This window comes from Vibrio sp. EA2 (assembly GCF_033042495.1).
Taxonomy (GTDB): Bacteria; Pseudomonadota; Gammaproteobacteria; order Enterobacterales; family Vibrionaceae; genus Vibrio.
On sequence record NZ_JAWLID010000001.1, the window covers coordinates 414,119 to 438,656 of the forward strand.

At 43.3% G+C, this 24,538-nt stretch carries 20 protein-coding genes; 14 read left to right on the forward strand and 6 right to left on the reverse strand.

The annotated features are described in order from the left end of the window. The first annotated feature begins 103 nt into the window (after nt 1-103). Nucleotides 104-2,194 carry a hybrid sensor histidine kinase/response regulator gene (locus RXX31_RS01845; protein WP_317587385.1) on the forward strand — a complete coding sequence of 697 codons (2,091 nt, stop codon included), beginning with the start codon at nt 104-106 and terminating at the stop codon, nt 2,192-2,194. A gap of 305 nt (nt 2,195-2,499) precedes the next feature. Here the strand turns inward: RXX31_RS01845 and ylqF are convergent, their stop codons facing one another. After that, a complete protein-coding gene (ylqF, locus tag RXX31_RS01850; protein ID WP_317587386.1) occupies nt 2,500-3,444 on the reverse strand; it encodes a ribosome biogenesis GTPase YlqF in 945 nt (314 codons plus the stop codon). Nucleotides 3,445-3,915: 471 nt separating this feature from the next. Here ylqF and RXX31_RS01855 point away from each other — a divergent pair, with 471 nt between their 5' ends. The 5 genes from RXX31_RS01855 to RXX31_RS01875 all read left to right on the forward strand — a co-directional run bounded on the left by RXX31_RS01855 (nt 3,916) and on the right by RXX31_RS01875 (nt 11,770). Then, nucleotides 3,916-7,596, forward strand: a complete 3,681-nt coding sequence (locus tag RXX31_RS01855) for an ATP-binding protein (RefSeq protein WP_317587387.1) — start codon at nt 3,916-3,918, stop codon at nt 7,594-7,596. After that, nucleotides 7,580-8,734 carry an EAL domain-containing response regulator gene (locus RXX31_RS01860; protein WP_317587388.1) on the forward strand — a complete coding sequence of 385 codons (1,155 nt, stop codon included), beginning with the start codon at nt 7,580-7,582 and terminating at the stop codon, nt 8,732-8,734. The genes RXX31_RS01855 and RXX31_RS01860 overlap by 17 nt, the downstream gene beginning before the upstream one ends. 4 nt (nt 8,735-8,738) lie before the next feature. Then, nucleotides 8,739-9,350, forward strand: coding sequence for a response regulator transcription factor (locus RXX31_RS01865; protein ID WP_317587389.1), 612 nt, complete (start codon nt 8,739-8,741; stop codon nt 9,348-9,350). Next, nucleotides 9,347-10,714: a GGDEF domain-containing protein gene (locus RXX31_RS01870; RefSeq protein WP_411197961.1), complete on the forward strand. Its 1,368-nt coding sequence runs from the start codon at nt 9,347-9,349 to the stop codon at nt 10,712-10,714. The genes RXX31_RS01865 and RXX31_RS01870 overlap by 4 nt, the downstream gene beginning before the upstream one ends. 168 nt (nt 10,715-10,882) lie before the next feature. Continuing rightward, on the forward strand, nt 10,883-11,770 hold the full coding sequence (locus RXX31_RS01875) for a LysR family transcriptional regulator (RefSeq protein ID WP_317587390.1): 888 nt from the start codon (nt 10,883-10,885) through the stop codon (nt 11,768-11,770). Here the strand turns inward: RXX31_RS01875 and RXX31_RS01880 are convergent. From RXX31_RS01880 to RXX31_RS01890, 3 genes are all read right to left on the reverse strand, one after another. Next, the gene (locus tag RXX31_RS01880; protein ID WP_317587391.1) at nt 11,767-12,375 is read right to left on the reverse strand and encodes a response regulator transcription factor; all 609 of its coding nucleotides are present in this window, start codon (nt 12,373-12,375) and stop codon (nt 11,767-11,769) included. The two genes, RXX31_RS01875 and RXX31_RS01880, sit on opposite strands and share 4 nt — an antisense overlap. Nucleotides 12,376-12,675: 300 nt before the next feature. Next, on the reverse strand, nt 12,676-14,295 hold the full coding sequence (locus RXX31_RS01885) for a response regulator (protein WP_317587392.1): 1,620 nt from the start codon (nt 14,293-14,295) through the stop codon (nt 12,676-12,678). 64 nt (nt 14,296-14,359) lie between these two features. Continuing rightward, nucleotides 14,360-14,674 carry an Hpt domain-containing protein gene (locus RXX31_RS01890; RefSeq protein WP_317587393.1) on the reverse strand — a complete coding sequence of 105 codons (315 nt, stop codon included), beginning with the start codon at nt 14,672-14,674 and terminating at the stop codon, nt 14,360-14,362. A gap of 469 nt (nt 14,675-15,143) precedes the next feature. Here RXX31_RS01890 and RXX31_RS01895 point away from each other — a divergent pair, with 469 nt between their 5' ends. Continuing rightward, complete coding sequence (locus tag RXX31_RS01895; protein WP_317587394.1) at nt 15,144-15,866, forward strand: sulfite exporter TauE/SafE family protein; 723 nt, start codon at nt 15,144-15,146, stop codon at nt 15,864-15,866. A gap of 78 nt (nt 15,867-15,944) precedes the next feature. Next, a complete protein-coding gene (locus tag RXX31_RS01900; RefSeq protein WP_317587395.1) occupies nt 15,945-16,331 on the forward strand; it encodes an MAPEG family protein in 387 nt (128 codons plus the stop codon). 360 nt (nt 16,332-16,691) lie between these two features. Here the strand turns inward: RXX31_RS01900 and RXX31_RS01905 are convergent, their stop codons facing one another. Further along, a complete protein-coding gene (locus RXX31_RS01905; RefSeq protein WP_317587396.1) occupies nt 16,692-17,597 on the reverse strand; it encodes a DMT family transporter in 906 nt (301 codons plus the stop codon). Nucleotides 17,598-17,791: 194 nt separating this feature from the next. Here RXX31_RS01905 and RXX31_RS01910 point away from each other — a divergent pair, with 194 nt between their 5' ends. Both RXX31_RS01910 and RXX31_RS01915 read left to right on the forward strand, forming a co-directional pair. Then, nucleotides 17,792-18,247, forward strand: coding sequence for an NUDIX hydrolase (locus tag RXX31_RS01910; protein WP_317587397.1), 456 nt, complete (start codon nt 17,792-17,794; stop codon nt 18,245-18,247). 9 nt (nt 18,248-18,256) lie between these two features. Continuing rightward, nucleotides 18,257-18,805, forward strand: coding sequence for a GNAT family N-acetyltransferase (locus tag RXX31_RS01915; protein ID WP_317587398.1), 549 nt, complete (start codon nt 18,257-18,259; stop codon nt 18,803-18,805). A gap of 142 nt (nt 18,806-18,947) precedes the next feature. On the opposite strand, the gene RXX31_RS01920 is transcribed toward RXX31_RS01915, so the two are convergent. After that, entirely contained in the window at nt 18,948-19,427 is a 480-nt protein-coding gene (locus RXX31_RS01920; RefSeq protein ID WP_317587399.1) for a YbaK/EbsC family protein, read from the reverse strand. 152 nt (nt 19,428-19,579) lie between these two features. On the opposite strand from RXX31_RS01920, the gene RXX31_RS01925 reads away from it, so the two are divergent. The 4 genes from RXX31_RS01925 (at nt 19,580) to RXX31_RS01940 (ending at nt 24,498) form a co-directional block, all read left to right on the forward strand. After that, entirely contained in the window at nt 19,580-21,127 is a 1,548-nt protein-coding gene (locus tag RXX31_RS01925; protein ID WP_317587400.1) for a glutamate synthase-related protein, read from the forward strand. 186 nt (nt 21,128-21,313) lie between these two features. After that, on the forward strand, nt 21,314-23,485 hold the full coding sequence (katG, locus tag RXX31_RS01930; RefSeq protein WP_317587401.1) for a catalase/peroxidase HPI: 2,172 nt from the start codon (nt 21,314-21,316) through the stop codon (nt 23,483-23,485). A gap of 198 nt (nt 23,486-23,683) precedes the next feature. After that, complete coding sequence (locus tag RXX31_RS01935; RefSeq protein ID WP_317587402.1) at nt 23,684-23,959, forward strand: nitrogenase-stabilizing/protective protein NifW; 276 nt, start codon at nt 23,684-23,686, stop codon at nt 23,957-23,959. Between the two features lie 113 nt (nt 23,960-24,072). Then, entirely contained in the window at nt 24,073-24,498 is a 426-nt protein-coding gene (locus RXX31_RS01940; RefSeq protein ID WP_317587403.1) for a PaaI family thioesterase, read from the forward strand. Nucleotides 24,499-24,538 lie beyond the last annotated feature (40 nt).

Below are 24,538 nucleotides of genomic sequence, written 5' to 3' on the forward strand. Positions count from 1 at the left end.
AATGTTGTCTGTTTTTTATACCAAATCATACTGTTTATCTCTGGTGAGTTATATATAATCACCACCCCAAAAAAGATAATAATAATGATAATCAGTGACAAACATGGAAGATCAAAGTAAAGCAGATAAATTTGCTAATACGAATTCGATACGCAAAGTCTATCAGTATGCAGAGCCAAACCTGATACTAGTTGGTTGGCTAGGTTTTATCGGTTATCCGCTTTATTACGTCGTTTGGGAAATGATGTTTCCACAAGCTTATGAGAATTTGTCGCTGCGTTTGTTCTGCTCGCTGTTATTTCTTGGCATTATTTTCAGAAACCATTTCCCGCCGATTTTACATCGTTACATTCATATTTATTACCAGGTCACCGTCACACTCTGCTTACCATTTTTCTTCTTCTATATGTTGTTGATGAATAATTGGTCTGAAGTATGGGTGATGTCGTTTATGTGCGCGATCTTTTTGCACATATTGTTGGTACACCTGACCAAAGTAATGTTCGCCCAGACGTTTGTTGGGGTTGCGTTAGCGACGTTTTTTGCTTGGGTAGCAAAAGGTTTTCAAATTGATATCACCATGGATTGGGCTCATGTACCTATATTCTTGTTTATCTACGTGTTTGGCAATTTGTTCTATGTTAGAAACCAAGTCGAACATGAATCAAAAGTGTCATTGGCGAAGTGCTTCGGTGCTGGGATTGCACACGAAATGCGTAACCCTCTGAGTGGTCTATCGGCATCAATTGAGCTGATTCGTTCTGTTTTGCCTGCCAATACCCTCGGACACAAAGATCAGTATGTGATGAGTGCTAAAGATGTCGTGTTGTTACACAACGTTAGCCAAGATGCTATGAGCATCATTCACTCAGCGAATGAGACGATTGATTTATTACTCACTTCTATTGATGAGAATCGTATTTCGCGTTCCACTTTCAAAAAGTATTCCGCGAGAAATGTTGTAGAGCAGGCAATTGAGAATTTTAGCTATGATCGCTCAACAGACAAGCGTGTTATTTCACTAGACGTGAGGGACGAGTTCTACTTTTTGGGGAGTGATACGCTGCTTCAATATGTAATGTACAACCTTTTCAAAAACTCATTCCACCATCGTAGCTACGAAGATTTCCATATTCTCGTCGAGTTGAAAAGTGAAGGAGCCTCGAACAATATCATTGTGACGGACAACGGTTCGGGTATCGCGTCAGACGTGATTAGAAATATCTTTGAAGATTTTTACACTACCGGAAAATCAAAAAACTATGGTCTGGGGTTGCCGTTTTGTAAAAAGGTGATGTGCTCATATGGGGGTAGTATTGAAGCGAAGTCCGTTCTGGGGGAGTGGACGCAATTTACGTTGACTTTTCCATCATTAAATTCAGAAGTCGTCACCAAGATCAAAGAAGACCTGATTACGTTGAAGAAGGTTCTCATGGTGACTCATCAGGAAATTTTGGTGTCCAGAGGCTCGGAAGCGAGCAGTCACATGGGCTTTTCACTCAACTGTTTAGCGGTTAATGAAGTCCTGAATAAGAAACAACATGAAATTAACTACGATGCCATCTTTGTTGATCTACAAAGCTTAGACGAGAGTGCTAATCAGCTCGAACAACTCGAATCACTGCTTGCCTTTAGCGAAGTGCCAATTGTTTATTTGTTCGAACATCATTCAACTTCAAGCGCGTACCGCTCAGCTAAAGAAGTAATATGGGTAGAGACTCAGGCTTGGTTACTCAATACAGCTAATACTTTCGACCAAGCTCTTTTTGATTCATATGATACGACTGGTTCATCAAACAACAGTGATACAGTAGCTATAGCGCCTTCATGCCAACGCACCATCATGGTGGTGGATGACAATGAATCGTTGCGTAAATTCACCGCAATACTGTTGGAAAAGCAGGGGTTTGATGTAATTCAGAAATCAGATGGTCAGCAAGCGGTCGAAACCTTAGAAACAGAAAATATCGATGTGATTCTTATGGACATTGAAATGCCGGTGATGGATGGGATCGAGGCGTCAAGAGTCATCCGAAGTTCTAATAAGCAGTATGCCTCAGTGCCTATTATTGCCTACACAGGGGACAGCACAGCCTTTACTTTGGACAAAATCGGCTCATCAGGCATGTCTGATTTCATCGTGAAACCTGCCGATAAAAACCGTTTACTCGATAAAATTGCAAACTGGGTCTAATACCAACGCCAGTAACTTCCTATTAATGAAATAATAAAAAAGCTCGGCATGATGCTTAATATCGTTCGTTTGGCAGAGAACGGTAGAACACTACCACCAGTCATTCTGGACAGCGACGAAGGAGCGTGATTCAGAATCTTCTATCCGAGCACTTTGTGGCAAAAATTATGCCTATATTTTTTAGCGCGCTGATAATAGATTCCTAGTCTCGCTATGGCTCGCTGGAATGACCCGATTTTGGACGTTAAGCGATTGGCGTTAAGCATGATGCTGAGCTTTTGGATTTACGAATTAAAAGCTACGAGTTAACGTTTGTTACGTAAGTAGCGTTTACGTCGCTCTTCTTTACGCTTCGCTTTCTCTTCTTCTTTACGTGCGGCTTCGATTTCCACTTCAATAAGCTCTTGAGTAATCATTTCGGGACGCTCTAAGGTGATCTGTCCTAGTGTCCCCTGACGCAACTCATGAAGCAGAATCTCAGAGACTTTATGGAGGTCAACACGGCCACCAGCTCGTAATGCACCACGGCGACGACCTATCTCTTCAATAATTTCAATATCAGATTCTGGAAGCTCATCGATTTGATAACGCTGTTTCAATTTTTCAGGGTAATGCGCCGCTAAGTATTCGATAGTGTAAAAGGCCACTTCATCATATTCCATCGCCGTGTCTTTCACTGCCCCTGTTGCCGCAAGACGAAATCCACTGTGCGGGTTCTCTACTTTAGGCCATAAAATCCCAGGGGTATCAGATAGAACAATGCCATTTTGCAGATTGATGCGTTGTTGACGGCGTGTTACTGCTGGTTGGTTTCCGGTTACCGCGATCGTACGACCTGCAAGTGTATTGATGATGGTTGATTTGCCCACATTTGGGATACCCATGATCATCGTGCGAATGTTTTTGCCGATCTCTTCGCGGTGAGGAGCAAGTTTACGGCACATTTCCATGATTTTATGAACTTCCTGAGGTTCAGAAGTCGTGATTGCCATGGCTTTCACATTCTGTTCCTGCTCAAGATGCTCTATCCAGAGTTGAGTCAGTTCTGGGTCAGCCAAATCGCGTTTGTTCAATACCTTAATGACCGGTTTTTCACCACGAATCTGAGAAATCAAAGGGTTTTCGCTACTAAAAGGAATACGGGCATCCAGTACTTCGATGATCACATCCACCTGTGGGATGGCTTCTTCGATCTCTTTACGAGCTTTGTGCATGTGGCCCGGAAACCACTGGATTGAGTTGTTAACCATTTGAGTTACTACCTTAAATTCTTATGCTCATAACGGGTACGGTCACTAACCTGAATTATCGGCTGCTCAATTTGATGAGGCCAGCATACTGGTTATTAGAGGTTTCTTTCCTATGTACCGCAGAGTTGAGCTTCATTCTGCTATTAATGGTGCAGTTTATCACGTAATACCAAAGAGCACCCAAGATGATGGCGAAAAACCGGTTAGTCCGTATCAAGTGTCGAATATTTGAGCTTATACCGGTGTTGTTTATCTTGCTCCAAATGTAGGAAGCAATGTAATTAAGATGATTTTCTGAGACGTCGAGTGCAAATAGAGTGTAGTCAAAGGTGGAAGATTCTGTAGGAATGCGCTTACGTATTTTAAAATAATGTAATACTATCAGTGTAATAGAGTGATTTCTGTAGTGGCCTGACATTTGACTTTTAAGCCCTTCAGATTAGTCTGACTTCCCAATCAGAGGAAGTCTTTATGTTCAGCATTCTAAGAAATTTATTGTTGTTATCCGTTACGCTTTTTAGTGTCGCGATTTCTTTTAATGCATCTGCGGTATCTACTCACAAAGAGCAAAAAGAAACGATCGTTGTTGGTGTGATTACTCAGCGTAATTCGACAGATTCAAAACTCGACAGTGTTGGCCCCTTTTATGGCATCAACCTTGATTACTTAAACAACATTTCCAAAGCACTCAACTTCACACTCGAGCTCCGTGCTTATACGCATATTCCTCCTCTGTTAGCTGACGTAGAGAGCGGGGTTATTGATGGTGCAGTGGGGTTCAGTAAGACAAGTGATCGAGAAAGCCGTTTCCTGTTCTCGCAGCCATTTTTCTCCAGCACTATTGCGGTTTGGTACCAAGACGCCAGCCTGAAACAACGCGATCATCAAGACATCCACTGGGTCTGTGTTGAAGGTAGCTCATATTGTGACAACCTGAAAACTCAGGGCTTCGACAATATCAGTTACGTAAGAACCCGACTAGAAGCATTTGAAAAGGTTCGCTCTGGGCAAGCTAACGCACTCATTTCTACTTATGTGGCGATAAGTCAGTATCTCGATCAGCACGATATCGTCACAGGATTAGTAGACATACCTGAGTGGCTAAGTCATGAAGAGGTAAGCTTTATTACTTCGCAAGATAATCAAAACCTGATTAATCAGATCAATAAGATTCTGAATTGGGAAAAGAGTGGAAAAAATATTCGCTCTGTTGCGTCGCAAAACCCTTACCACATAAACGACAAGCTGTTAGTGGAATACCGCAAGCACTTGGGAGATGCTCACAAGATTACTTACAGTAGCAGTGAAGAGGCTTATCCGTTTTTATTTAGAAATGAGAATTCCGAGCAGTTAGACGGATTTCTCTTAGATTTCATTGAGTTAATTCAATCAAGAACTGGCCTGTCATTTCAGTTTGTTAAGCCAAACGCTAGCTTAAGTAGTGGAATAACCGCGTTCAACTCTGATCTTGTGCCAGTCGCTTATGTGGATGAAGCTCCTGCTTCAGACTGGTTAGTGACTAAGCCTTTTATGCGCAAAAAGTTCGTCGCTATTCGAACGGAAGAACACGATGTGGATGTGAGCGAAAATTCGAAGCTGGGCATTTTGATCAGTTTAAAAAAGCAAGGGTTAGTTTACTTAGACTCATGGCAACATGATCGATTTTCTCGCTACGATGATCCTAAGAAGATTTTGACTGATCTGAAGTCTGGTAAGTTGGATATGGCTTATGTGTCTGATGATATTGTCCAAACTTTGATTGCACAGGATCAGGTCGATGGTTTAATCATCAATGAACATGATGAACTGACATTCTCAATCGCTTTCGCGGTGTCCAACCAGAACACCCAGCTTAAAAACATGCTCGATAGCGTTATCGATACGATTGACTCAAACGAGATAGAAAAACTGCTTCGTTCGCACCGAAACTTCAACTTAGTTTATGGCTATGACGACGAACACATGACAAGAGTCGTTGTGTCAGGCGTGGTTGCGTTTGTTTTGTTATTCGTGGTTGCGTACTTTGTTTTGGCTCACTTGAGGTTAAAAGTGAAATTGGCTGAGCTGAATGCCAATAACGAAGAAAAAGAAAAACAGTGGCTAATGGAAATCATTCAGGAGATTAATAGCCTGGTATTTATCCATGACGAGAATAATCACTTGGAAATGAGCAACTGTGCTCGCCATAAACATGGTCAGTGCCAAGGTTGTAGTCTTCAAAGTGGTTCCACTGGTCTACGTCTTGTGGATAACGAAGAAGAGCTGAGCAATGTTATTGAAGGGGAGCGAATTTCAGAAGAAGTGGCGTCATCGGGCTGTAAATTAGGTATTAACCACGTTTACCGGGAGCGAAAAATTATTTCCTCGCAGAGTGGGAATAAAAAATTCGTACTCACCGTGATTCAAGACATCACCCATCAGAAAGAGCGTGAACAAGCACTTATAGACGCAGAAGAGAAGGCACAAACAGCGGTACGTGCGCGCGAGAACTTTTTGGCAACCATGAGCCATGAATTAAGGACACCACTATCTGCAGCACACGGCATTCTCGATCTGCTCCAGCGTCAGGTAGAGGATGCGTCAAACCGTGAGCTTATCTCTCAGGCGATGCTTGCGCTTAATCATTTAAATACGCTTGTTGATGAAGTTTTGGATTATTCTAAGTTGGAGGCAGGGCAATTAACTGTCGTCCCTGTAAAAACAGATTTACTTTCAACACTCTGTGATGTGTTACGTAGCTTTGAACCTAAAGCGCTGGATAAAGGTCTGGATTATAAGGTTATCGTAAAGCCTTTTCGCCATCGTCTGGTGGAAATAGACTCATTAAGATTAATCCAGATCATTACCAACTTGCTGTCCAATGCCGTCAAATTTACCTCTGAAGGTGAAATCGCGATTAGCGTCATTGTTCATGATTCTCAGCTCATTTTAAAAGTGGCAGACACTGGTATCGGGATGACTGAAAACCAGTTAAAAGGCATTTTAGACCCTTTTGTCCAGGCCGATGACACGATTACTCGCAAATACGGCGGAACAGGTCTGGGACTGAGTATTGTTGACCGCCTGATCCAATGTATGGGCGGTGAACTCGCGATTGATTCCCAATATGGTCTTGGCACGACGATGGTCGTGAAGCTTCCGGTTACCTTGTGCGAACTGAACTATGAATACTTCCCAGAACTGACATACAGCGACACATTACCATTGAGTGTTCGTCAGTGGTGTGAAACCTGGAATATGAAAGCATCTAGTGAAGGTGAAGCTAACACGGTAAACCTATTACCTGAACGAGATATGGAGGGGCGCTATAAAGGCGTTCTGTTTAGTCAACATGATATCGCGCCAATTTGTCTTTCATTACGTGAGATTCAGTACCCTGACACCTTATTAAGTGTGTTTGACCAAAGCCATCAAAATGTGATTTCAACCGAGTTAGATCAGGAATCGATAACTTGGATTGAGGGAACGGTTTTGATTGCGGAAGATAACCCGATCAACCAAAACATCATTTTGATGCAGATGCGCGAGTTGGATATTGAACCAGTTATTGTTAATAACGGCCGTGAAGCATGGGCGTATCTGCAGCAAAATCAACGGGTCAGTGCGCTTTTGACGGATTTCCATATGCCCGAAATGGACGGCTTTGAACTGGTTAAGAATGTTAGGTCTTCACAGGAGTATAAAGCGCTTCCTGTCATAGGCGTTACCGCCGAAGATTCGCGCCTGGCGAGTGAAAAAGCAAAAGAAATAGGCATGGATGATGTGCTTTATAAGCCCTACGACCTAAATAAATTGAAATCTATATTGGTCCCGTTCCTAGCAAAGACAGACAACACATCAGCGCTGAGTTGGATTGATAAGTTTACTTCACAAGATGCCAAAGAAATCGCACAAGTCTTCAGCCAGTCGATGGCCGCGGATGTTGCCAAATTGAAGAGTGCTGTGACTGATACAGACAAAAAACGTGTGATTCATGGAATAAAAGGAGCGGTAGGAGCCATAGGCATTTCAATGTTAACCGATCTTTGTATTGAGGCAGAGAAGGTCAATGCTACTGAATTGGATAAATATGCAGCAGAATTAATCATACATATCGAGCAGGAGATCGAGAATGTAGCGAACTGGAAAAAAATACATGAACAGAACACTTAGCGCGATGGTGATCGATGATCATCCTCTTCAAACCACTTTACTGACACACGCATTACGAAAACATGGTGCTTATGTCACCGCGTTCAATTGCGTAGATGAGGCTATTATGTGTGCAGAAACCACGCATTTTGACGTGATCTTTTGCGATATTATGATGCCGGGTAGAGATGGGGTCGACATGATGGAGTTACTCGATCAGATCAACTTTCAAGGCAAAGTGGTGATAGTGAGCGCTATGGATCTCACTATTATTTCTGCGGTTAAAGCCATGTGCAGTGATTTTAGTTTCGAGGTGGTTGGTAAATTACAGAAGCCTTATGACCAGCTTGAAGTCGCTGACATCGTTAGCAAAATGCAGCAAGAGACACTAAAGAAAGCAACATTTACTCAGCCGGTCGAAGTTGAAGATAATGAGTTTGTCTTGGCGTTAGGTGGTGGGCGAGTAAAAAACTACTATCAGCCGCTAGTTGGTACGAAAAGTGGTGAAGTGCTGGGCTATGAGGCGCTCGCCCGTTGGTATCATCCAATATATGGTGTTTTATCGCCATTTCACTTCTTGCCGATCGTAGAGCGTTGTGGTTTGTCTAAAGCGTTGTTTGACGCGGTATTCAGTAACCTCATCTATGACATCAAATATCGAGGCTTCACGCAAAAAGTATCGATCAATGTTGATCACGCAAACTTAGAAGATGCGCACTTTGCCAGCCGTTTTCTTAATCAGTGCCATGAGCACCATATAGAGCCGGCACAGCTCACGATTGAAATCACTGAGCGTGATACGTTCCAGGCCAGCGCTTCAATCTATAAAAATTTACTCAAGTTGCGAATGAACGGCGTCACAGTGTCTATCGATGACTTTGGGACGGGCTCTTCAACGTTTGAAAAACTCGCGCAACTGCCTTTCAACGAACTCAAAATAGATCGCTCTTTTGTACACGGTATCGAAAGCGATCCCAAAAAACGAAATATCGTTGTTGCCATCCGTTCGTTAGCGAAAAGTTTAAATATTCCTGTTGTCGCAGAAGGTGTAGAAGACGAAGCGACGATGAAAGTTATGCGTGAATATGGCATCGACCTTTGCCAAGGCTTTTACATCAATAAACCAATGCCCTTAGAAGCAATAACCATACTGAACTAAAGATATGAATAAATTAAACTGCTTAATCTTTGACGATCATCCACTCGTTTGTGTCGCCATTAAATACTTACTTGAAGAACTAGGTGTTGCGAATGAAGTGCTTACCGCCACTTCTTCGAGAGCTGCGCTGACGGCGGTGAAAGAATGTGATATCGAGTTATTAATATTAGATGTGAACTTATCCGACTGTGACGGCTTTGATTTCTATAAACGCATCAAGGCACACGGTTACGAAGGGAAAGTCATCTTCTTCTCTGCTGAAACGAGCCAGATGTACAGCCAAATGGCATTTCGCTCAGGCGCGGATGGTTATGTATGTAAATCTGAAAACCATGAAATACTTAAAGATGCCATAGAAGCGGTATCGAAAGGGTACTCATTCTTTAAATTTAAGCAGGTCGCTAGCGAAGTAAAGGCGGCACCGCAGCTTTCGACCAGAGAAAGCGCGGTAATGAAGTATCTATTACAAGGTAAATCGAACCGCGATATAGCACAAGTATTATCCATCAGCGACAAAACCGTCAGCACGTATAAGCGCCGCGTACTCGATAAATTTAATGTGGATAATATTGTTGAATTAACGAGAGTTGCGGGAGATTTAAAGGACGCAATATGAACGTGAATCTAAGAAATGTCTCGTTGTCACTCTTCATCGCTACTTTACTGTTTGTTACGTCGGTCGTCACTATTGGTGCGGTCGTATTCTCCTATGAGAACAAGCAGTTCCACTCTTATGTTGAGCGGTTATCTAAGGTAAAGCAACAAGTGATACTGTTAGGCTTACTGACAGAATCTCAGCTTGAGCAGCACCGTAATAGTAGTGTTGAAGAGATAGAGTCGCTAACCGACTTGAGTTTTCGAGATGCCATATATTCTTCAGATTCGAGTAAAGAACTCAATTACGTTGAAGCGGTAGCACGTAAAGTGTTCCATCAGGCGGAAGAATATTTATCGAATGTCTATAAAGATACCGCTTCGATATTGTACTTTCGCTCGTATAAGGGAAATAAACTCATTGTTGAGCGTCCGATTGAAGGGCTAGAAAGTAATAAAAGTGTATTTAATGTAGAGCTGTGTAAAGAGAATATTTCTTGTGTGAAAGATGCATGGAAAGGTCAATTAACGGATCGTGTGTTGTTCTCTAAGCCGTTTAAGAGCCGCTCTACAGGAGAATACACATTGAGCGTCATGAGCCCAGTTTATCACCAGGATGAACTGGTTGGGGAGTTTTCTACTCAGATGCATTTGACTGCGCTTTACGAAGAAGGAAAGGCGGTAGAGTCGATCATCAATAATGGGAATAAGCAGCTGATCATTTACTTTCCTGGCTACCCATGGGCGAATTTTGCGTATACCCAATCTTATATGGCAGATAATAATAACCTGATCGTTTACCAGTACCCGTTCAGTAAATTGCTCGTGGATTATAGCTATCTGTATGTGATCTTTTTTATTGTTGCTTTTGCCTATTTTTCCAAGGCTCATGAATCCAATCAGAACAAGATGCAACTTGCTAACGCATTGACTGATGTAACAAAAGATGAATTAACGGGTTTGTATAACCGCAGATTATTTAAAGATAACACGTTTAAGAGTCGCTTAGCAGAAGCGCCTTACTCCGTGATGGCTATTGACGGCAACCGCATTAAGAAAATCAATGACCGTTATGGGCATCATGTTGGTGACGATGCGATCGCTATCATTGCTGAGTCGATGAAGAAAGTGTTTAGAAATAGTGATTATCTGATACGGACCGGGGGCGATGAGTTTTTAGCTATATTGCCTAGTTGTAGCGAAAGCCAGGCGTCCGTACTTGCTAAAAAATTACAGGGTGTCGTAAAAGACAATCGTCTAAAAGCACTTGATATCGAAATTAGCGTCTGTACTGGATTAGCCACAAGCGAAGAGCATGAAGTGCTGGAAGATGTAATCATACGTGCTGATGAAGAACTGTATGAGATGAAAAAACGCCGAGATTAATACACGTTGTATTGTGTATATAAGAATATAAACAATTTGGTGACATAAGCGCTTGATAAAGTTGACCAAACGAGAACTTTAGTCTTTTATATTAGGGCAGCCGCTTGTTGAAAAGGTGGCTGCCTTACTTTTTCTACTCAAGAATTACGACGTCAGTGGTGTCTCGTTTTGAATAAAGATCTCGATCTCAATCTGTTAAAAATACTGGTTTTGTTAGAAAAGCATCGTCAGCTTAAACCTGTAGCTAAAGCATTAGGGAAAAGCGAAGCATCGATCAGCAAATATCTTGCCCGTTTACGGGAGCAGCTTGATGACGAGTTATTTATTCGCCATCCTCACCGTTTTGAACCAACAGACTACTTAGTACGCCAATTACCGCAAATCGCTGCAGCACTCGATCAATTAGAAACGTGTTTACTTCGTTCAGAATTTCAGCCAGAAAACTACGAAAAAGACATTACCATCGCTTTACCTCAAGTCGCGCAATACTCGTTTGGTCACCTGCTTGCAATGGAGTTAATGTCGATATTTCCTAAAGCTCACATCACGATAACGACCAATAACGAACATACAGTTGAAGACATACTGCTTGGTAAAGTAGACGTTCAGCTGCATTACTTTAACGATGAATTGCCAAAATCCATTTACCAACACTTTGTCGGCTATGCGCCGGCGGTTGTTGTTGTATCAGAAGAGTCCGGCATCACCACTTTAGAAGAAGCGGCTGAATTACCTTTCGTCATGCTTGGACTAGTAGGGTGGAAAGAGCGGGAACAAATTGCGAAACGAGTGATGGAAGAGAAAGGATTGACTATCGATAGGGTTGCAACCTTTGATAACGTCAGTGCAGTACTTAAACTCGTGAAGGAGATGGGGGCGGCAACGGTATTACACGAGTTTCTTTCCCCAATAGATGGCTATAGATTTATACGGGTGCCGGAATCTTATTATATGAATGGCTGGCCAAAAGTCGTGTTGCAGATGAAGCAAAGCCATCGCTCTGATGCAATGCACCAGCTTTTAACTGGTGCCATTGCTAAATATATGGCGATTTAACCGAAAACCTGAGGACTCTCTGACTGTGGCAGTGTATGTAGCAATTCTATTAGCGAGGTCGCATGGTACTTTTTCAAAATTCTTGTTTTGTAAGTACTGATGGTTTTTGCGCTCAGTGACAGTTGTTCAGAAATTCGTTTATTAGAATAGCCCTGCGCCAAGTAGTGGAACACCATTGCTTCTCTTTTCGAAAGGGCAACACCGCTTGAAGACTGTGTGTGCTTCAGTTTAAAAATAGAGTAACCACGAGAAACGCTGACAATCGCATCCATAATGGTTTGCTTACTCTCGTTTTTATGCAAAAAGCCATTCGCTCCAAGCTCATAAGCGGCTTTTGATAGGCTCGAATAGTCTTTTGAAGAAATAAATAGAATTTTACCTTGGTATCCGGTCGCTAAAATATTTTTAGCTAAACGCATACCATCCCGATCGCCAATGACGACATCTAAGATAATTAAATCAATCCGTTGATTTCGAACTAAGTCCATGACTTCTGCGCTGCTAGTTGACTGTTTTACATCTGCAGTATTCATTACATTGTTTACAAGAGTCGCAAGTGCTTCACTGTAAAGCGGTTGTGCATCAATAATAAGAACGTTTTTCACAGTGGACCTCATTTAATTATTAAAGTTAATTTCTTGTCCGGGTACAACCTTATCGGATTGATTAGGATTGTAGGAAAATTCCCGAATAATTGAAGGAAAATGACATTTTCAAAAAACGAAATTCACAAGAGATTGATTGGCTGAACGTAATACCAGAGGGCATTGGAGTTTTGGGTAATTAGAGAGTATTTATAGGTTGATTATGTAATTATATTACACGATAAGAGCAAGCTAAAACGCGCGGCACTTGTAGGGTTTGTGTATAGTTTTGTGTTTGCTTTTGCCCATCTATAAGCCTAACTATCTAATGTTATCTTTTGCAGTCTGATACATAGTGTCGTAACTCATATTACTTAGCTCTTCGCGGCTATAGGTCGTCGTGACCACCTGATCACACTCATCAAGCTTATTAAAAATCAGGTACTCGCCGTGATAATCAAAGGGACGAAGTGACGCCAGTTTTACGATGGCTAAGCAAATTTTCTCCGAGTGAGGAAAAAGATCATGTAACTTAAAATAGTGGTCAAAGTGTGAGGTCATTCCCGGTGTTGACGTGGATTTCTTCTCTGACAACTGCCTTCTTATTGAATCGACTCTTCGCTGAGCCTGTACCAGGCGTAGTTTCAATTTTTCTAACATGTGTAGCTGACTACGGCGAATGCTTGGGTGCTGTAGATCTGAAATTGCAGCGTGAGCAAGAGGTAAAACAGACGCCATTTCTTCCAATAAGGAACAACGCTCAAGTAATACACAAAGGTGATAAAGGTCGTAAAAGTGCGTTAAATCGTTACTGTTAAGCGCTTGTTTGACTCCTCCTGCGGCGGCTTTCATGTCTCCACGTATCAGTGCAATGTGTGCAGAGAGCAAAAGAGCATGGGTCTTAAATTGAGGATGACTTTGTATATCGCTGATTATCGGATTTAACCCAGACAACAAGCTTTCGAAACAGTTGCTTAAAGGGTTATTGAGCGCACGATATAGGTAGCACCGTGTGAAATTAAGTTTGGTGTATATTTCATCTCTGAATGTGTGCGTATTCTTTTCGTCGTATCGGCGAATATAATTCACAGCATCATCGTATGACTCGTTGGCTAAGGAGAGGTTGGTGATCACTAGTTCACGTTCTGCACCAGAATCTAGTAATGCGATCGATTGTTTCAGGTGCTTTATTGCCGCAGTGAAATCGTCGTTTTCAACCGCGATTTTAGACATCTCGTCGTGATAATAAGGGTTTTCCGATTTCTCACTAATTGTGTTTAAAATCTGCTGAGCTTTTCCGAGCTCATTGGTTTTGAGTAACGTGTTGGCCAGTGCAATCTTAATCCAGTCAAAATCGTATTCGTTGAGGAGGGATTCATACTCTTTACGCGCGTCAGCGAACTGCTTGCTCTTAACCATTGCAAGTGCACGATATCGTTTGATGGAAATAGAATACTCTGGATAAAGAGGTAGTAACGCGCTACTGGCTTCCACCGCATTATTAAAATCCATTGATTGAAGGTTTTTGAAAAGAGGCAGAAGCGCCGTCCGTCTTTCCATTGCCAACAATAGTCGATCACGAAAGATCTTAAAGTTTAAAGGCTTGACGAAGTAGTCGTCAGCGTCACTGTCCTCAATGGATCTTATAACATTTGGGTTATCCTCTCCGGTAAGGAAAATGAATGTCGTATGCGGTGGGAGAATGCAAGCATATTGCAGTTCTTCCAAAAGTTGGCATCCGTTAAGTGAGGCTTGAAAATTATAATCACAGAGGATCAAATCAAATTGTGTCTTCCCACACAAATCGATGACCTCTGCCGGTTGATGAGCATAGTAAATGTTACCCAGTCCGGATTGGTTGAGAATAGAAGTGATACTGCTGGCGACCAGTTGAGAGTCATCAGCGATTAGAATCTTGCGCGTATCAAGGTTAGGGGTCATAGCGCTATATCCTCACGAATCGAACTTAGTGAATAAGATGAACATTGTGGAACTACTCGTGGTACTAATAACAGTAAACCTTGGCTGATTTGCCTTTTTTAGTGTTATGAGACTTCCAATGTTTCACATCGATAATACTTTGCTGAATTTCTCTCACTAACGATGAAAGGGCACATGGATAGTCTGCTGACTCCATTTTTCCTACTTTTTCTGCATAGGTAGCCGACTGGCCGATCGTTCTCAACCCTATTTGTGTCGCACTCCCTTTTATCTTGTGGACGACGGACAATGTGGCTGGGAGATCTGGTGAATCCGTGAATAACAACGTTTTCAGTAGAGTAGCGTCCTGCTCCATGGTATCGATGTAGACGTCCGCCATATGAGCTCTCATATCTTTAGGGAAATTGAGTAACCAGTGTGTGTATAACGTAGAGCGAGAATTCATATTAATCGGTGATTACCAGTAGCAATAAAACGAGTTTGATCGTGTACAAATCCACTAGATAGGTCAAGGTTATTCGTTTTGATGTCGAAATATAACTATCTGATATATTTCGATTATTTCTCTTGTAAGGGCATTCCTACTTCAGATTGGGATAATATTGACGAGCGGCTTACTTAATGTAGAGGGATTCCTGTAGGACCGATATGGCAGCAGCCAGACTCGTAGCAATAACCAGTCGTCTTCGCTGGGCTAGATTTCTCTACGCTGTTGGGATAAATACGTTGTATTTTCATTTACTTTAATGAATGCTACACGGGGTTAAGCGTCCCAATACATTCCACGTATTGCGCAGAAGGTACTGGTTGACGCTTTCGTTGTCTCATTAAAAATAAGAATGGTCTCGATGGAATTCGATTCGATAAACTTGGTAGCGTTAGGGCTAATCTTTCTGGGCTCTTACGTTCAAACGGCAATTGGTTTTGGCTTAGCGATTGTTGCTGCACCTTTACTTATAATCTGGTCTCCAGAATATGTTCCCGCGCCCATCTGTTTGGTCGCCTTATTTATTTCATTGATGAATGCAATGAAGCACCGAAGCAGCGTTGAGATTGGTGGCTTGAAAATGGCGTTGATAGGGCGTATTCCGGGCTCTATTGCCGGTGGCGTGATGCTATTTTTCGTATCGACAGAAGCACTCACATTATGGATTGGTATCTTGGTGCTATTTGCCGTAATAGTCAGTGTTCTGCCATTTCGAATCGAACCGACACCAGGGCGGATGACGTTTGCGGGTTTCTTTTCTGGCTTGTTTGGTACCAGCTCAGCGATAGGTGGCCCACCAATGGCGCTTTTACTGCAACATCAAGAAGCTAATCAGTTACGTGGTAACTTATCGGCATTCTTTGTATTCAGTTCTATTATTTCATTGATAGTCCAGATACCCGCCGGTTTCTTTACATTGAATCATTTGCTAATCACTATTCCTTTGTTACCTGCCGCGGCCTTTGGTTACTGGTTAGCGATAAAGACGACACAATCCCTACCGAAAGAAAAGATCCGTATCGGTGCGCTCATACTCTGCTTCGTGAGTGGATTTACCGCCATTGTTCAGGGAATGAGCTTGTAAATCGGTTGTCTGACTCTGTGTCATGAATTAACTATAGTGATAGACAGTGCCTAGAACGATAAATCAGAAGGAATGGATATGATCACCGCTCTCTATGCTTGTATTTTAGCTGTACTACTCATTTGGCTGGCAATCCAGGTCATCAAACAGAGACGAATAAATAAGGTTGCTCACGCTGATGGTGGGGTCGAATCACTTCAAATCGCAAGAAGTGCTCAAAGCAACGCGAGTGAATATATACCCATTACATTGATATTGATGGCTCTGTTAGAGTTCAATGGAGCCCAACCGGTTTGGATTCATCTTACCGGTATCATCTTCGTGATTGGTCGTATTATTCACGCGCGAGCGATTCTGCAAGAAAGCCTGAAAGGAAGAGTGAAAGGGATGAAGTTAACCTTTCTAATCATGGTGGCGCTAGTGGTTTTGAATATGATTTATCTGCCTTACGGGAAACTTTGGTAATAGGTGATAAAGCGTCGTCAGAGACCCGAATAGCCATTGCTAACAATTATAACAATAGGGGTATTTAGTTTGCGAAATGCTAAATCGGCTTTGCACTTTGCAATAAAATGCGTAAGCAAATGGTCCCTATCGATGATATTTTAGTGATGCTAGTTGAATATCAAGCGGTTGTAGTGCATTTGAAAGCTGGCATGCGTTGTGCTTTAACCAGAGTGACCCTTTCTAAGCCGAGGGTCACCTAGCCAACTGACGTTGTTAGTGAACCAATTTGTTCACATATACATACCGCCAATCGCAGACATTGTGGTTGGCTTTTTTTTGTATTCAAGTTAAAGGACGAGGGTCCGACTGGCCAATTTATTACGCGCTTCTTCGTGCAAATGGCAACCGAACGTGTCGACCAAAAGCGTTTATCATCGCGCCCGTTACAATTAACGCACCACCAATATAAGTCCAGATTGACGGTAACTCACCAAAGATGACAATCCCTATTAGCCCAGAAAAGACAATTTGAATATAAGAGTAGGCTGAGGCTTTGCCTGCTTCTTGGGTCTGCATGGCTTTTGTCATACCAAGTTGACCAATTTGGGTGAATACACCGACCAAAATCAACATTAGGGTCAGATAGAGATCCGGCACAACAAAATTGTCACCCATCAATACTATCGACGCCGGAAGGGCGACTAGCGGGAAATAGAAGATGATGACTGAGCTGTCTTCTGTCTGGCTTAATTTTCTGACAATGACATACGCAATAGAGCTACCGAACGCGCCTAATAGTGCCATCATGACGCTAAATGGAGGTAGTGCATGTTCGGCTGATGCACCTGCCTCTGGTCGAACCATGACATAGATGCCTAGTAAACATAGCGCGATGCAAATCAGTGTTGAAGGTTGAATCCGCTCTTTTAGGAAAAATACCGCGAGCAAGGCGGTAAATGCCGGGTGAATATATTGGAATATGGTCGCTTCTGCCAAAGGTAGCGTGGTAACCGAGTAGTATACGCAGACCAGCGCAACGGTACCTACTGCACCACGAACAAGTAGTAAGGGTTTGTTATTTCCCCAGATAGAGATACGCTTACGTTTCACATCTAAGTAGCTGATAACCAGAGAAACAAGGGCCCTTGCCGCTACGATCTCAAAGACTGGTATACCGTACAAACTGACGTGTTTAACCGTCGCAGACATCAGTGCGAAACCAAAAGCCGAGAGAACCATAAAGCGAACACCAATGGGAACCATGGTGCTTAAAGAATTAGACATGAGAATGCTCGTTTGTTGCGTGAGATCTCACTTTAACATACTCAGTAGTCAAAATATGCCACTAGATAAAATGAAATTTACCGATAAAATGGCATTACGCCCTGACATTTATGTGCAGAGTCAATCAATAGGGATGTATCGATACATGACTTAATGTGTTTGACATAAATCTGCCTAATAAAGAAGGAAACCATATGATCCCAATTCAAGCTACTCACGTGTCCGGCGTCGTCCTTTCAGAGATAGACGGCATGTTGAAAATGTTGCTTTTAAAACGCGTGAAAGGCGGTTACTGGTGTCATGTCGCTGGCGGAGTAGAAGAGGGGGAGCTTGGATGGCAAACGATTTTAAGAGAGCTCAAAGAAGAAACACAAATCGACGATGTTGAACTGCACACGGCAGATTTTCTCGAGCAGTTTTATGAAGCCAGAAAGAACCGTGTCATGGTGATTCCGTGTTTTGTTCTTTTTTGCCCACCCAACCAAGATGTCACGCTCAACCACGAACATACTGAATATTGCTGGTGCACATTAGAGGAGGCGAAACAATTGGCCCCTTTTGCAAACCAACACCAACTTTATGAGCATGTGTGGATGCATTATGCTGATAAGTCTAAACTGACACCTTTTACACTCATAGACCAATACTGAAGGTAAATAATGCTTCCAGGCGATGATATAGAAGCGCGCTTTAGGATATCTGAAACAATATCGATAGAGCCGTTAGCGTCGAAACATTCTGTTGAGCTACTCGAAACCGTCAATGCGAATCGTAAAAGATTAGCCAATTATTTGCCTTGGACTGATTTTGTGACCAACAGAAGAGAAGCGGGTTACTATATATCCCAGAGAGTAAATAGCCACGCGGTAGATGCATATTGGTTTGCGATTTACTTCGAAGATTGTTTTGCCGGAGTGATTGGCTCCAAAGGGGTCGATCCAGAGACACGCACGACCGAGATCGCTTATTGGCTTGCGGATCATGGCAGAGGTAATCAACTGATCGATCAGGCGCTCTCTATTCTGATCCTGTATCTTAAAAAGAAAGGAAATGCTCAATCGATCCAGTTTCACTGCTTAGAAGAGAATATTCCGAGTATAAGAATTGCGGAGCGTAGCGGGGCGAAACTGAAACATTATCTGGACCATGATTTCGATATGTTGGATCGCTCTCAGAGGTTGGGAGTCTACGAGTTGCCTTTAACATAAATTGAGTGAACTAGACAAAGTAAAGCGGCGCCCGACACGGGTTTATCGCAACAAGCACATATCAGAAAGTTAAGTTAACACGATAAAAATAAAGGCTCTTAACGCAGAACGAAAAGAGCCTTTTACGAGGTTTGGGGGAGCATCAATGTAGAACCTCACTACTGAATCTTAAGTATTTACAGTCGCCCATCAATTCTTTGAACGACGCTTTGTCTAGTTTGATCAATGTTTCATGGTCACCCGCTTCTAGATAGACATGATCCAGATTTGCTAATCTTTCATCGCACACCGTTGCCATGTGATATGGGCTACCAATTGGCGGTACCGCCCCGTGTTCGCAGTCGGTAAAAAGACGATAAACCATGCTTTCTTTAACCAAGTGGAAAGAAGCGTTGAACTCGTCGTTGAGTCTCGACAAGCTGATTTTATTGTTGGCCGGTAATACCGCCATCATATGATGACCCTCGTGATCTTCAAGGATCACGGCTTTTGCCAAGTTCATCAAAGGTATACCTGCAGATACACCACTTTGAAGTGAGCTATGACTGTGGCTGTGATTCACTGTTTGAAAGTGAATATTATGATCAGTCAGATATTGATCTAATCGGGTTGCAATCGTCATAAAACCTCCACGTGTATTACACCCTTAAGAGTATAGGAGATAAGTGAAGCCATCGCTTATTTTCTCTTGGTTCAATGACGCTAATAAGCACCTGTCCTACGCTTACGTTAAAGCCTGATAGAACGACAGGCAAAAACAGAACTGGAGGCAACATGAGTAAACCAATTATCGCCGATAACAAGCCGATCAAAGTCAACCTGGAGGAAGGGAAAGAATATTACTTCTGTCGTTGTGGCCGCTCTGAAAGCCAACCCTATTGTGATGGTTCACATTCAGGGACCGGTCTGAAGCCGATGAGCTTTGTTGCCGAAAATGATGAAGAAGCTTACTTATGCCGCTGTAAACAGACCGCCAACGCCCCTTTTTGCGATGGTACTCATAAACAATTCACCGCAGATCAAGTGGGACACGAAGCGCCTGAAGTGAAAAAAGAGAAAAGCGGTAAACCAGCGGCGGCCTCGACACAAGAAGAACCTACGTTGGAGTTTATTCATCAACTGGCCAGAGAAGGGCTCTCTAAGCTTGGCCATCACGGGCCGATGGCTGCGATGGGAGTACCAAGGAATCTTTTACCGCATTGGGACGCGATACAAATCATGGTCGCACAGATGGCGACGCAACCACTCATGGAAGATGTGCCGGTAGCAACCGAGTTGGTGGTTGGTCCAAAGGCTCGTAAGCCTCTCAAACTGGCGATTCCTTTACTCGTGTCAGACATGAGTTTTGGTGCGTTATCTGAAGAGGCAAAAATAGCGCTCTCTAAAGGGGCAGAATTAGCAGGAACAGGGATTTGCTCTGGTGAAGGCGGCATGTTGCCTGAAGAGAAAGCCGCGAACTCTCGCTATTTTTATGAACTAGCGAGCGCTCAATTTGGCTATCACGAGTCAAAACTGGCAAACGTACAAGCTTTCCATTTTAAAGGGGGACAAGGTGCTAAAACAGGGACAGGAGGGCACTTGCCGGGCAGTAAAAACGTTGGGAAAATTGCGGAAATACGTGGCATTCCTGAAGGAGAACCTGCGATTTCACCTCCGACATTTACAGACCTTCATTCCGCCCGAGATTTCAGAAAGTTTGCCGATAGAGTGCGAGACATTACCGGAGGAATACCTATCGGCTTTAAGCTCAGTGCCAATCATATCGAACAAGACATTCAGTTTGCCTTAGATGCGAGTGCGGATTACATCATTCTTGATGGACGTGGCGGTGGTACGGGGTCGGCACCATCCATGTTTCGTGACCACATCAGTGTGCCTACCATCCCTGCTTTAGCGCGTGCTCGTAAATATTTGAATCAACAAGGTGTTAGTGACAATGTCACGTTAATTGTCACTGGCGGATTGAGAGTGCCAATGGACTTTGTTAAAGCCATGGCTTTAGGGGCGGATGGTATCGCCATTGCCAACAGTGCGATGCAATCAATAGGCTGCGTTGCAGCACGAATTTGTAATACCAATAACTGTCCAGCAGGTATAGCCACCCAAAAAGCAGATTTAAGACAGCGTCTTGATATCGACAAATCATCCAAACAATTGAACAACTTTTTTGATGCTTCGGTAGAGTTGATGCAGGTGATGGCTAGAGCATGTGGGCATGACGCACTAGGTCAATTCAACATAAATGATTTGGCCACATGGGACAGGAATATGGCCCAGTTATCTGGGATTAAGTACTCAGGTGTTACTGATATTTACCGTTGATTCATGTTCACTCGAAATGGTTATAGGTTTGGCTAGTTCTACCTATTTTGGAACCAACAAAATATTGGCTAAAAAGTCATCAGTAGTCTGGCGTATAGACTACGCTGTTATAAATGAATATTTTCTATTCATTTTATCGAGTGAACATTTTTTAGCGGCTTCTGTGCCCCTAACAAAGGAGTATTTATGAGCGACACAAGCGGCGGTTCAGTAGGTAAATGTCCGGTCGTGCATGGTGGGCAGACATCTACAGACAAGTCAGTGATGGATTGGTGGCCAAATGCGTTAAATTTAGACATCTTGCATCAGCATGACTCCAAAACAAATCCCTATGGTAACGACTTCGATTACAAAGAAGAATTGAAAACATTAGACGTCGATGCGCTTAAAAAAGATTTGAAAGATTTGATGACAGACAGTCAAGAGTGGTGGCCTGCCGACTGGGGTCACTATGGCGGTCTTATGATTCGAATGGCTTGGCATGCTGCAGGTAGCTACCGTATTGCAGACGGTCGTGGTGGCGGTTCAACGGGTAACCAACGCTTTGCTCCTCTAAACTCATGGCCTGATAACGCTAACCTGGATAAAGCAAGACGACTCCTTTGGCCGATTAAAAGAAAATACGGTAACAAATTAAGCTGGGCGGATTTGATCCTTCTTGCCGGGAACATGGCTTATGAATCGATGGGCTTCAAAACCTTCGGTTTCGGATTTGGCCGTGAAGATATCTGGCACCCTGAAAAAGATACATACTGGGGGTCCGAAAAAGAGTGGTTGGCACCGAGTGGTGGCGAAGGGACACGTTACTCAGGCGAGCGTGACCTAGAAAACCCACTTGCAGCAGTAATGATGGGGCTTATATACGTAAACCCTGAAGGGGTTGATGGCAATCCAGACCCATTAAAAACAGCTGCTGATATGCGTGTGACCTTTGCGCGTATGGCGATGAATGATGAAGAAACGGTTGCGCTTACCGCTGGTGGCCATACTGTCGGTAAATGTCACGGTAATGGTGATGCCGCAAATGTTGGCCCCGATCCAGAGGCTGCGGACCTTGAAGAGCAAGGCCTTGGTTGGATGAATCACACGACGCGTGGAATTGGTCGTGACGCTGTAACTAGTGGTTTGGAAGGTGCATGGACCACGCACCCAACCCAGTGGGATAACGGTTATTTCCACTTGCTGTTTAAATATGACTGGGAACAGAAAATGAGCCCGGCTGGCGCTCATCAATGGGAGCCTGTCAATATTGACGAACAAGATAAACCTGTTGATGTTGAAGACAGCTCGAAACGCTATAACCCAATCATGACTGATGCCGATATGGCTCTGAAAATGGATCCTGACTATCGCAAAATTGCAGAGCGTTTCAAAAACGATCAAGCGGCCTTCGAAGATGCGTTTGCTCGTGCTTGGTTCAAACTCACCCACCGTGATCTGGGGCCAAAATCTTGCTACCTAGGGCCAGATGTTCCGGCTGAAGATCTGATTTGGCAAGATCCAACGCCTGCGGGCATTACAGGATACGATGTTGATTCAGTCAAAACCAAGATTGAAGCGAGTGGTTTAAGCATTGGTGAACTGGTCAGCACGGCTTGGGATAGCGCACGTACATTCCGTGGCTCGGATCGTCGTGGTGGTGCTAACGGTGCTCGAATTCGTCTCGCGCCACAAAAAGACTGGCAAGGTAACGAGCCACAACGTTTGAGTAAAGTGTTACCGGTTCTTGAAAAAATCGCTGCGGAATCAGGATGTAGCGTAGCAGATGCTATCGTTCTTGCTGGTAACGTTGGTGTTGAGCTTGCGGCACGTGCAGCAGGTTACAATGTCACGGTTCCATTCTCGCCTGGTCGCGGTGATGCGAGTCAAGATATGACTGACGTCGAGTCATTTGAGGTTCTCGAACCTTTGGCAGACGGATACCGAAATTGGTTGATGAAAGATTATGTCGTCAAACCAGAAGAATTGATGTTGGATCGTACTCAGTTAATGGGTCTGACTGCACCAGAAATGACCGTGCTCGTAGGAGGTATGCGTGTGATGGGCACGAACTATGGTGGTAGTGCAGATGGCGTATTTACTGACCGCGTCGGCAGCTTGACTAATGACTTCTTCGTTAACTTAACCGATATGGCATACCAGTGGGTTCCGAAAGGTGAAAACCAATACGAAATCGTCGATCGCAAGTCCGGTGCAGTGAAATGGACGGCAACCAGAGTCGATCTTGTGTTCGGTTCTAACTCTATTTTACGCTCCTACTCAGAAGTGTATGCACAAGATGATAATCAGGAAAAATTCGTTCATGATTTCATCAAAGCGTGGGTAAAAGTGATGAATGCCGATCGCTTTGATCTATAGGAAAATATACGAGTTCTCTTAATTAACTGTCATACGATAAATACAGGCGGACTTAATGTTCGCCTGTTTTTTTATTGGTACTGTAGGTATCCCATCGGATTATCAAACCAGTTCTGAACATTAACCCTCTGGAAGTCAAAGAAAGCGGAACCAATTGCGATTAAACTGCGTCGAACGACCAACCAAAATGCCATAGTCATGACTCAAAACGCTATTCAAGAAAAAATCGCCAGCTTCTCTCGCATAGAAGAGGCGCTGAATTATTTCGAGATCGAGTTCGACAGCCGGTTTATCGAGCGTCATCGCACCGAATTAGTAAAGCGATTTAACGGCTATTTAATTTTGACCAAACCCGATGATTGGTTCTCAGCACGTCGCGCACTCAAAAACGCTTACTGCAAAGTACAACGCAGCTTGTTGGACAAAACAACCCGATCAGCTTGTCGAGGCTGCACGTCGTGTCAAAGACGCTAAGTCTGTTATACGCTGTTGCATGTCTACATACTGCAAACATAGATTACTCGCGACTTCCGCCAGAGTATTTGGCATATGCTAATTACACATTTTAGACCGTGTAAAGTGCCACTATGCTAACAGATACTGAACATCATAAACCTCATCAGTCCCATGACCATTGCGCAGTGTGCGCACCAATTGAAAAAAATCCCCACTCTTTATCCGTCCATTACCAACAGCTATCAGATCATTCCATTTTTGGCGAATTCGATGTGCTTAACCGTCATCAAGGTTACACAGGATTGTTGCATGGTGGTATCGCCAGTTCACTGCTCGATGGCGCGATGACCAATTGCTTGTTGTTGATGGGTGTTGAAGCACTGACGGCTCAGCTCGATGTCCGCTATCACGCGCCTATCGCTTTAAAGGAACATATTGAAATTACCGCTCGTTGCGAAAGGGAAAGGCGGGGTGTTTATCAGTTAGTCGCTCAGTTAAGTGTCAATGAAGAAGTCAGAGTCAGTGCAATGGGAAAATTTATTCGCTCTAAAAGTTAGCTAACCGTATACTCGTAGCTAATGACTATTCCATGGAGGG

What these genes read in the sequence shown, in the direction of transcription:
- RXX31_RS01925 (WP_317587400.1), top strand. Translation starts at nt 19,580, where the DNA reads ATGAGTAAACCAATTATCGCCGATAACAAGCCGATCAAAGTCAACCTG.
- RXX31_RS01870 (WP_411197961.1), top strand. Translation starts at nt 9,347, where the DNA reads ATGAACGTGAATCTAAGAAATGTCTCGTTGTCACTCTTCATCGCTACT.
- RXX31_RS01905 (WP_317587396.1), bottom strand. Translation starts at nt 17,597, where the DNA reads ATGTCTAATTCTTTAAGCACCATGGTTCCCATTGGTGTTCGCTTTATG.
- RXX31_RS01855 (WP_317587387.1), top strand. Translation starts at nt 3,916, where the DNA reads ATGTTCAGCATTCTAAGAAATTTATTGTTGTTATCCGTTACGCTTTTT.
- RXX31_RS01940 (WP_317587403.1), top strand. Translation starts at nt 24,073, where the DNA reads ATGCTAACAGATACTGAACATCATAAACCTCATCAGTCCCATGACCAT.
- RXX31_RS01895 (WP_317587394.1), top strand. Translation starts at nt 15,144, where the DNA reads ATGGAATTCGATTCGATAAACTTGGTAGCGTTAGGGCTAATCTTTCTG.
- RXX31_RS01935 (WP_317587402.1), top strand. Translation starts at nt 23,684, where the DNA reads ATGACTCAAAACGCTATTCAAGAAAAAATCGCCAGCTTCTCTCGCATA.
- RXX31_RS01860 (WP_317587388.1), top strand. Translation starts at nt 7,580, where the DNA reads ATGAACAGAACACTTAGCGCGATGGTGATCGATGATCATCCTCTTCAA.
- katG (WP_317587401.1), top strand. Translation starts at nt 21,314, where the DNA reads ATGAGCGACACAAGCGGCGGTTCAGTAGGTAAATGTCCGGTCGTGCAT.
- RXX31_RS01915 (WP_317587398.1), top strand. Translation starts at nt 18,257, where the DNA reads ATGCTTCCAGGCGATGATATAGAAGCGCGCTTTAGGATATCTGAAACA.
- RXX31_RS01900 (WP_317587395.1), top strand. Translation starts at nt 15,945, where the DNA reads ATGATCACCGCTCTCTATGCTTGTATTTTAGCTGTACTACTCATTTGG.
- RXX31_RS01885 (WP_317587392.1), bottom strand. Translation starts at nt 14,295, where the DNA reads ATGACCCCTAACCTTGATACGCGCAAGATTCTAATCGCTGATGACTCT.
- RXX31_RS01920 (WP_317587399.1), bottom strand. Translation starts at nt 19,427, where the DNA reads ATGACGATTGCAACCCGATTAGATCAATATCTGACTGATCATAATATT.
- RXX31_RS01865 (WP_317587389.1), top strand. Translation starts at nt 8,739, where the DNA reads ATGAATAAATTAAACTGCTTAATCTTTGACGATCATCCACTCGTTTGT.
- RXX31_RS01845 (WP_317587385.1), top strand. Translation starts at nt 104, where the DNA reads ATGGAAGATCAAAGTAAAGCAGATAAATTTGCTAATACGAATTCGATA.
- RXX31_RS01910 (WP_317587397.1), top strand. Translation starts at nt 17,792, where the DNA reads ATGATCCCAATTCAAGCTACTCACGTGTCCGGCGTCGTCCTTTCAGAG.
- ylqF (WP_317587386.1), bottom strand. Translation starts at nt 3,444, where the DNA reads ATGGTTAACAACTCAATCCAGTGGTTTCCGGGCCACATGCACAAAGCT.
- RXX31_RS01890 (WP_317587393.1), bottom strand. Translation starts at nt 14,674, where the DNA reads ATGGCGGACGTCTACATCGATACCATGGAGCAGGACGCTACTCTACTG.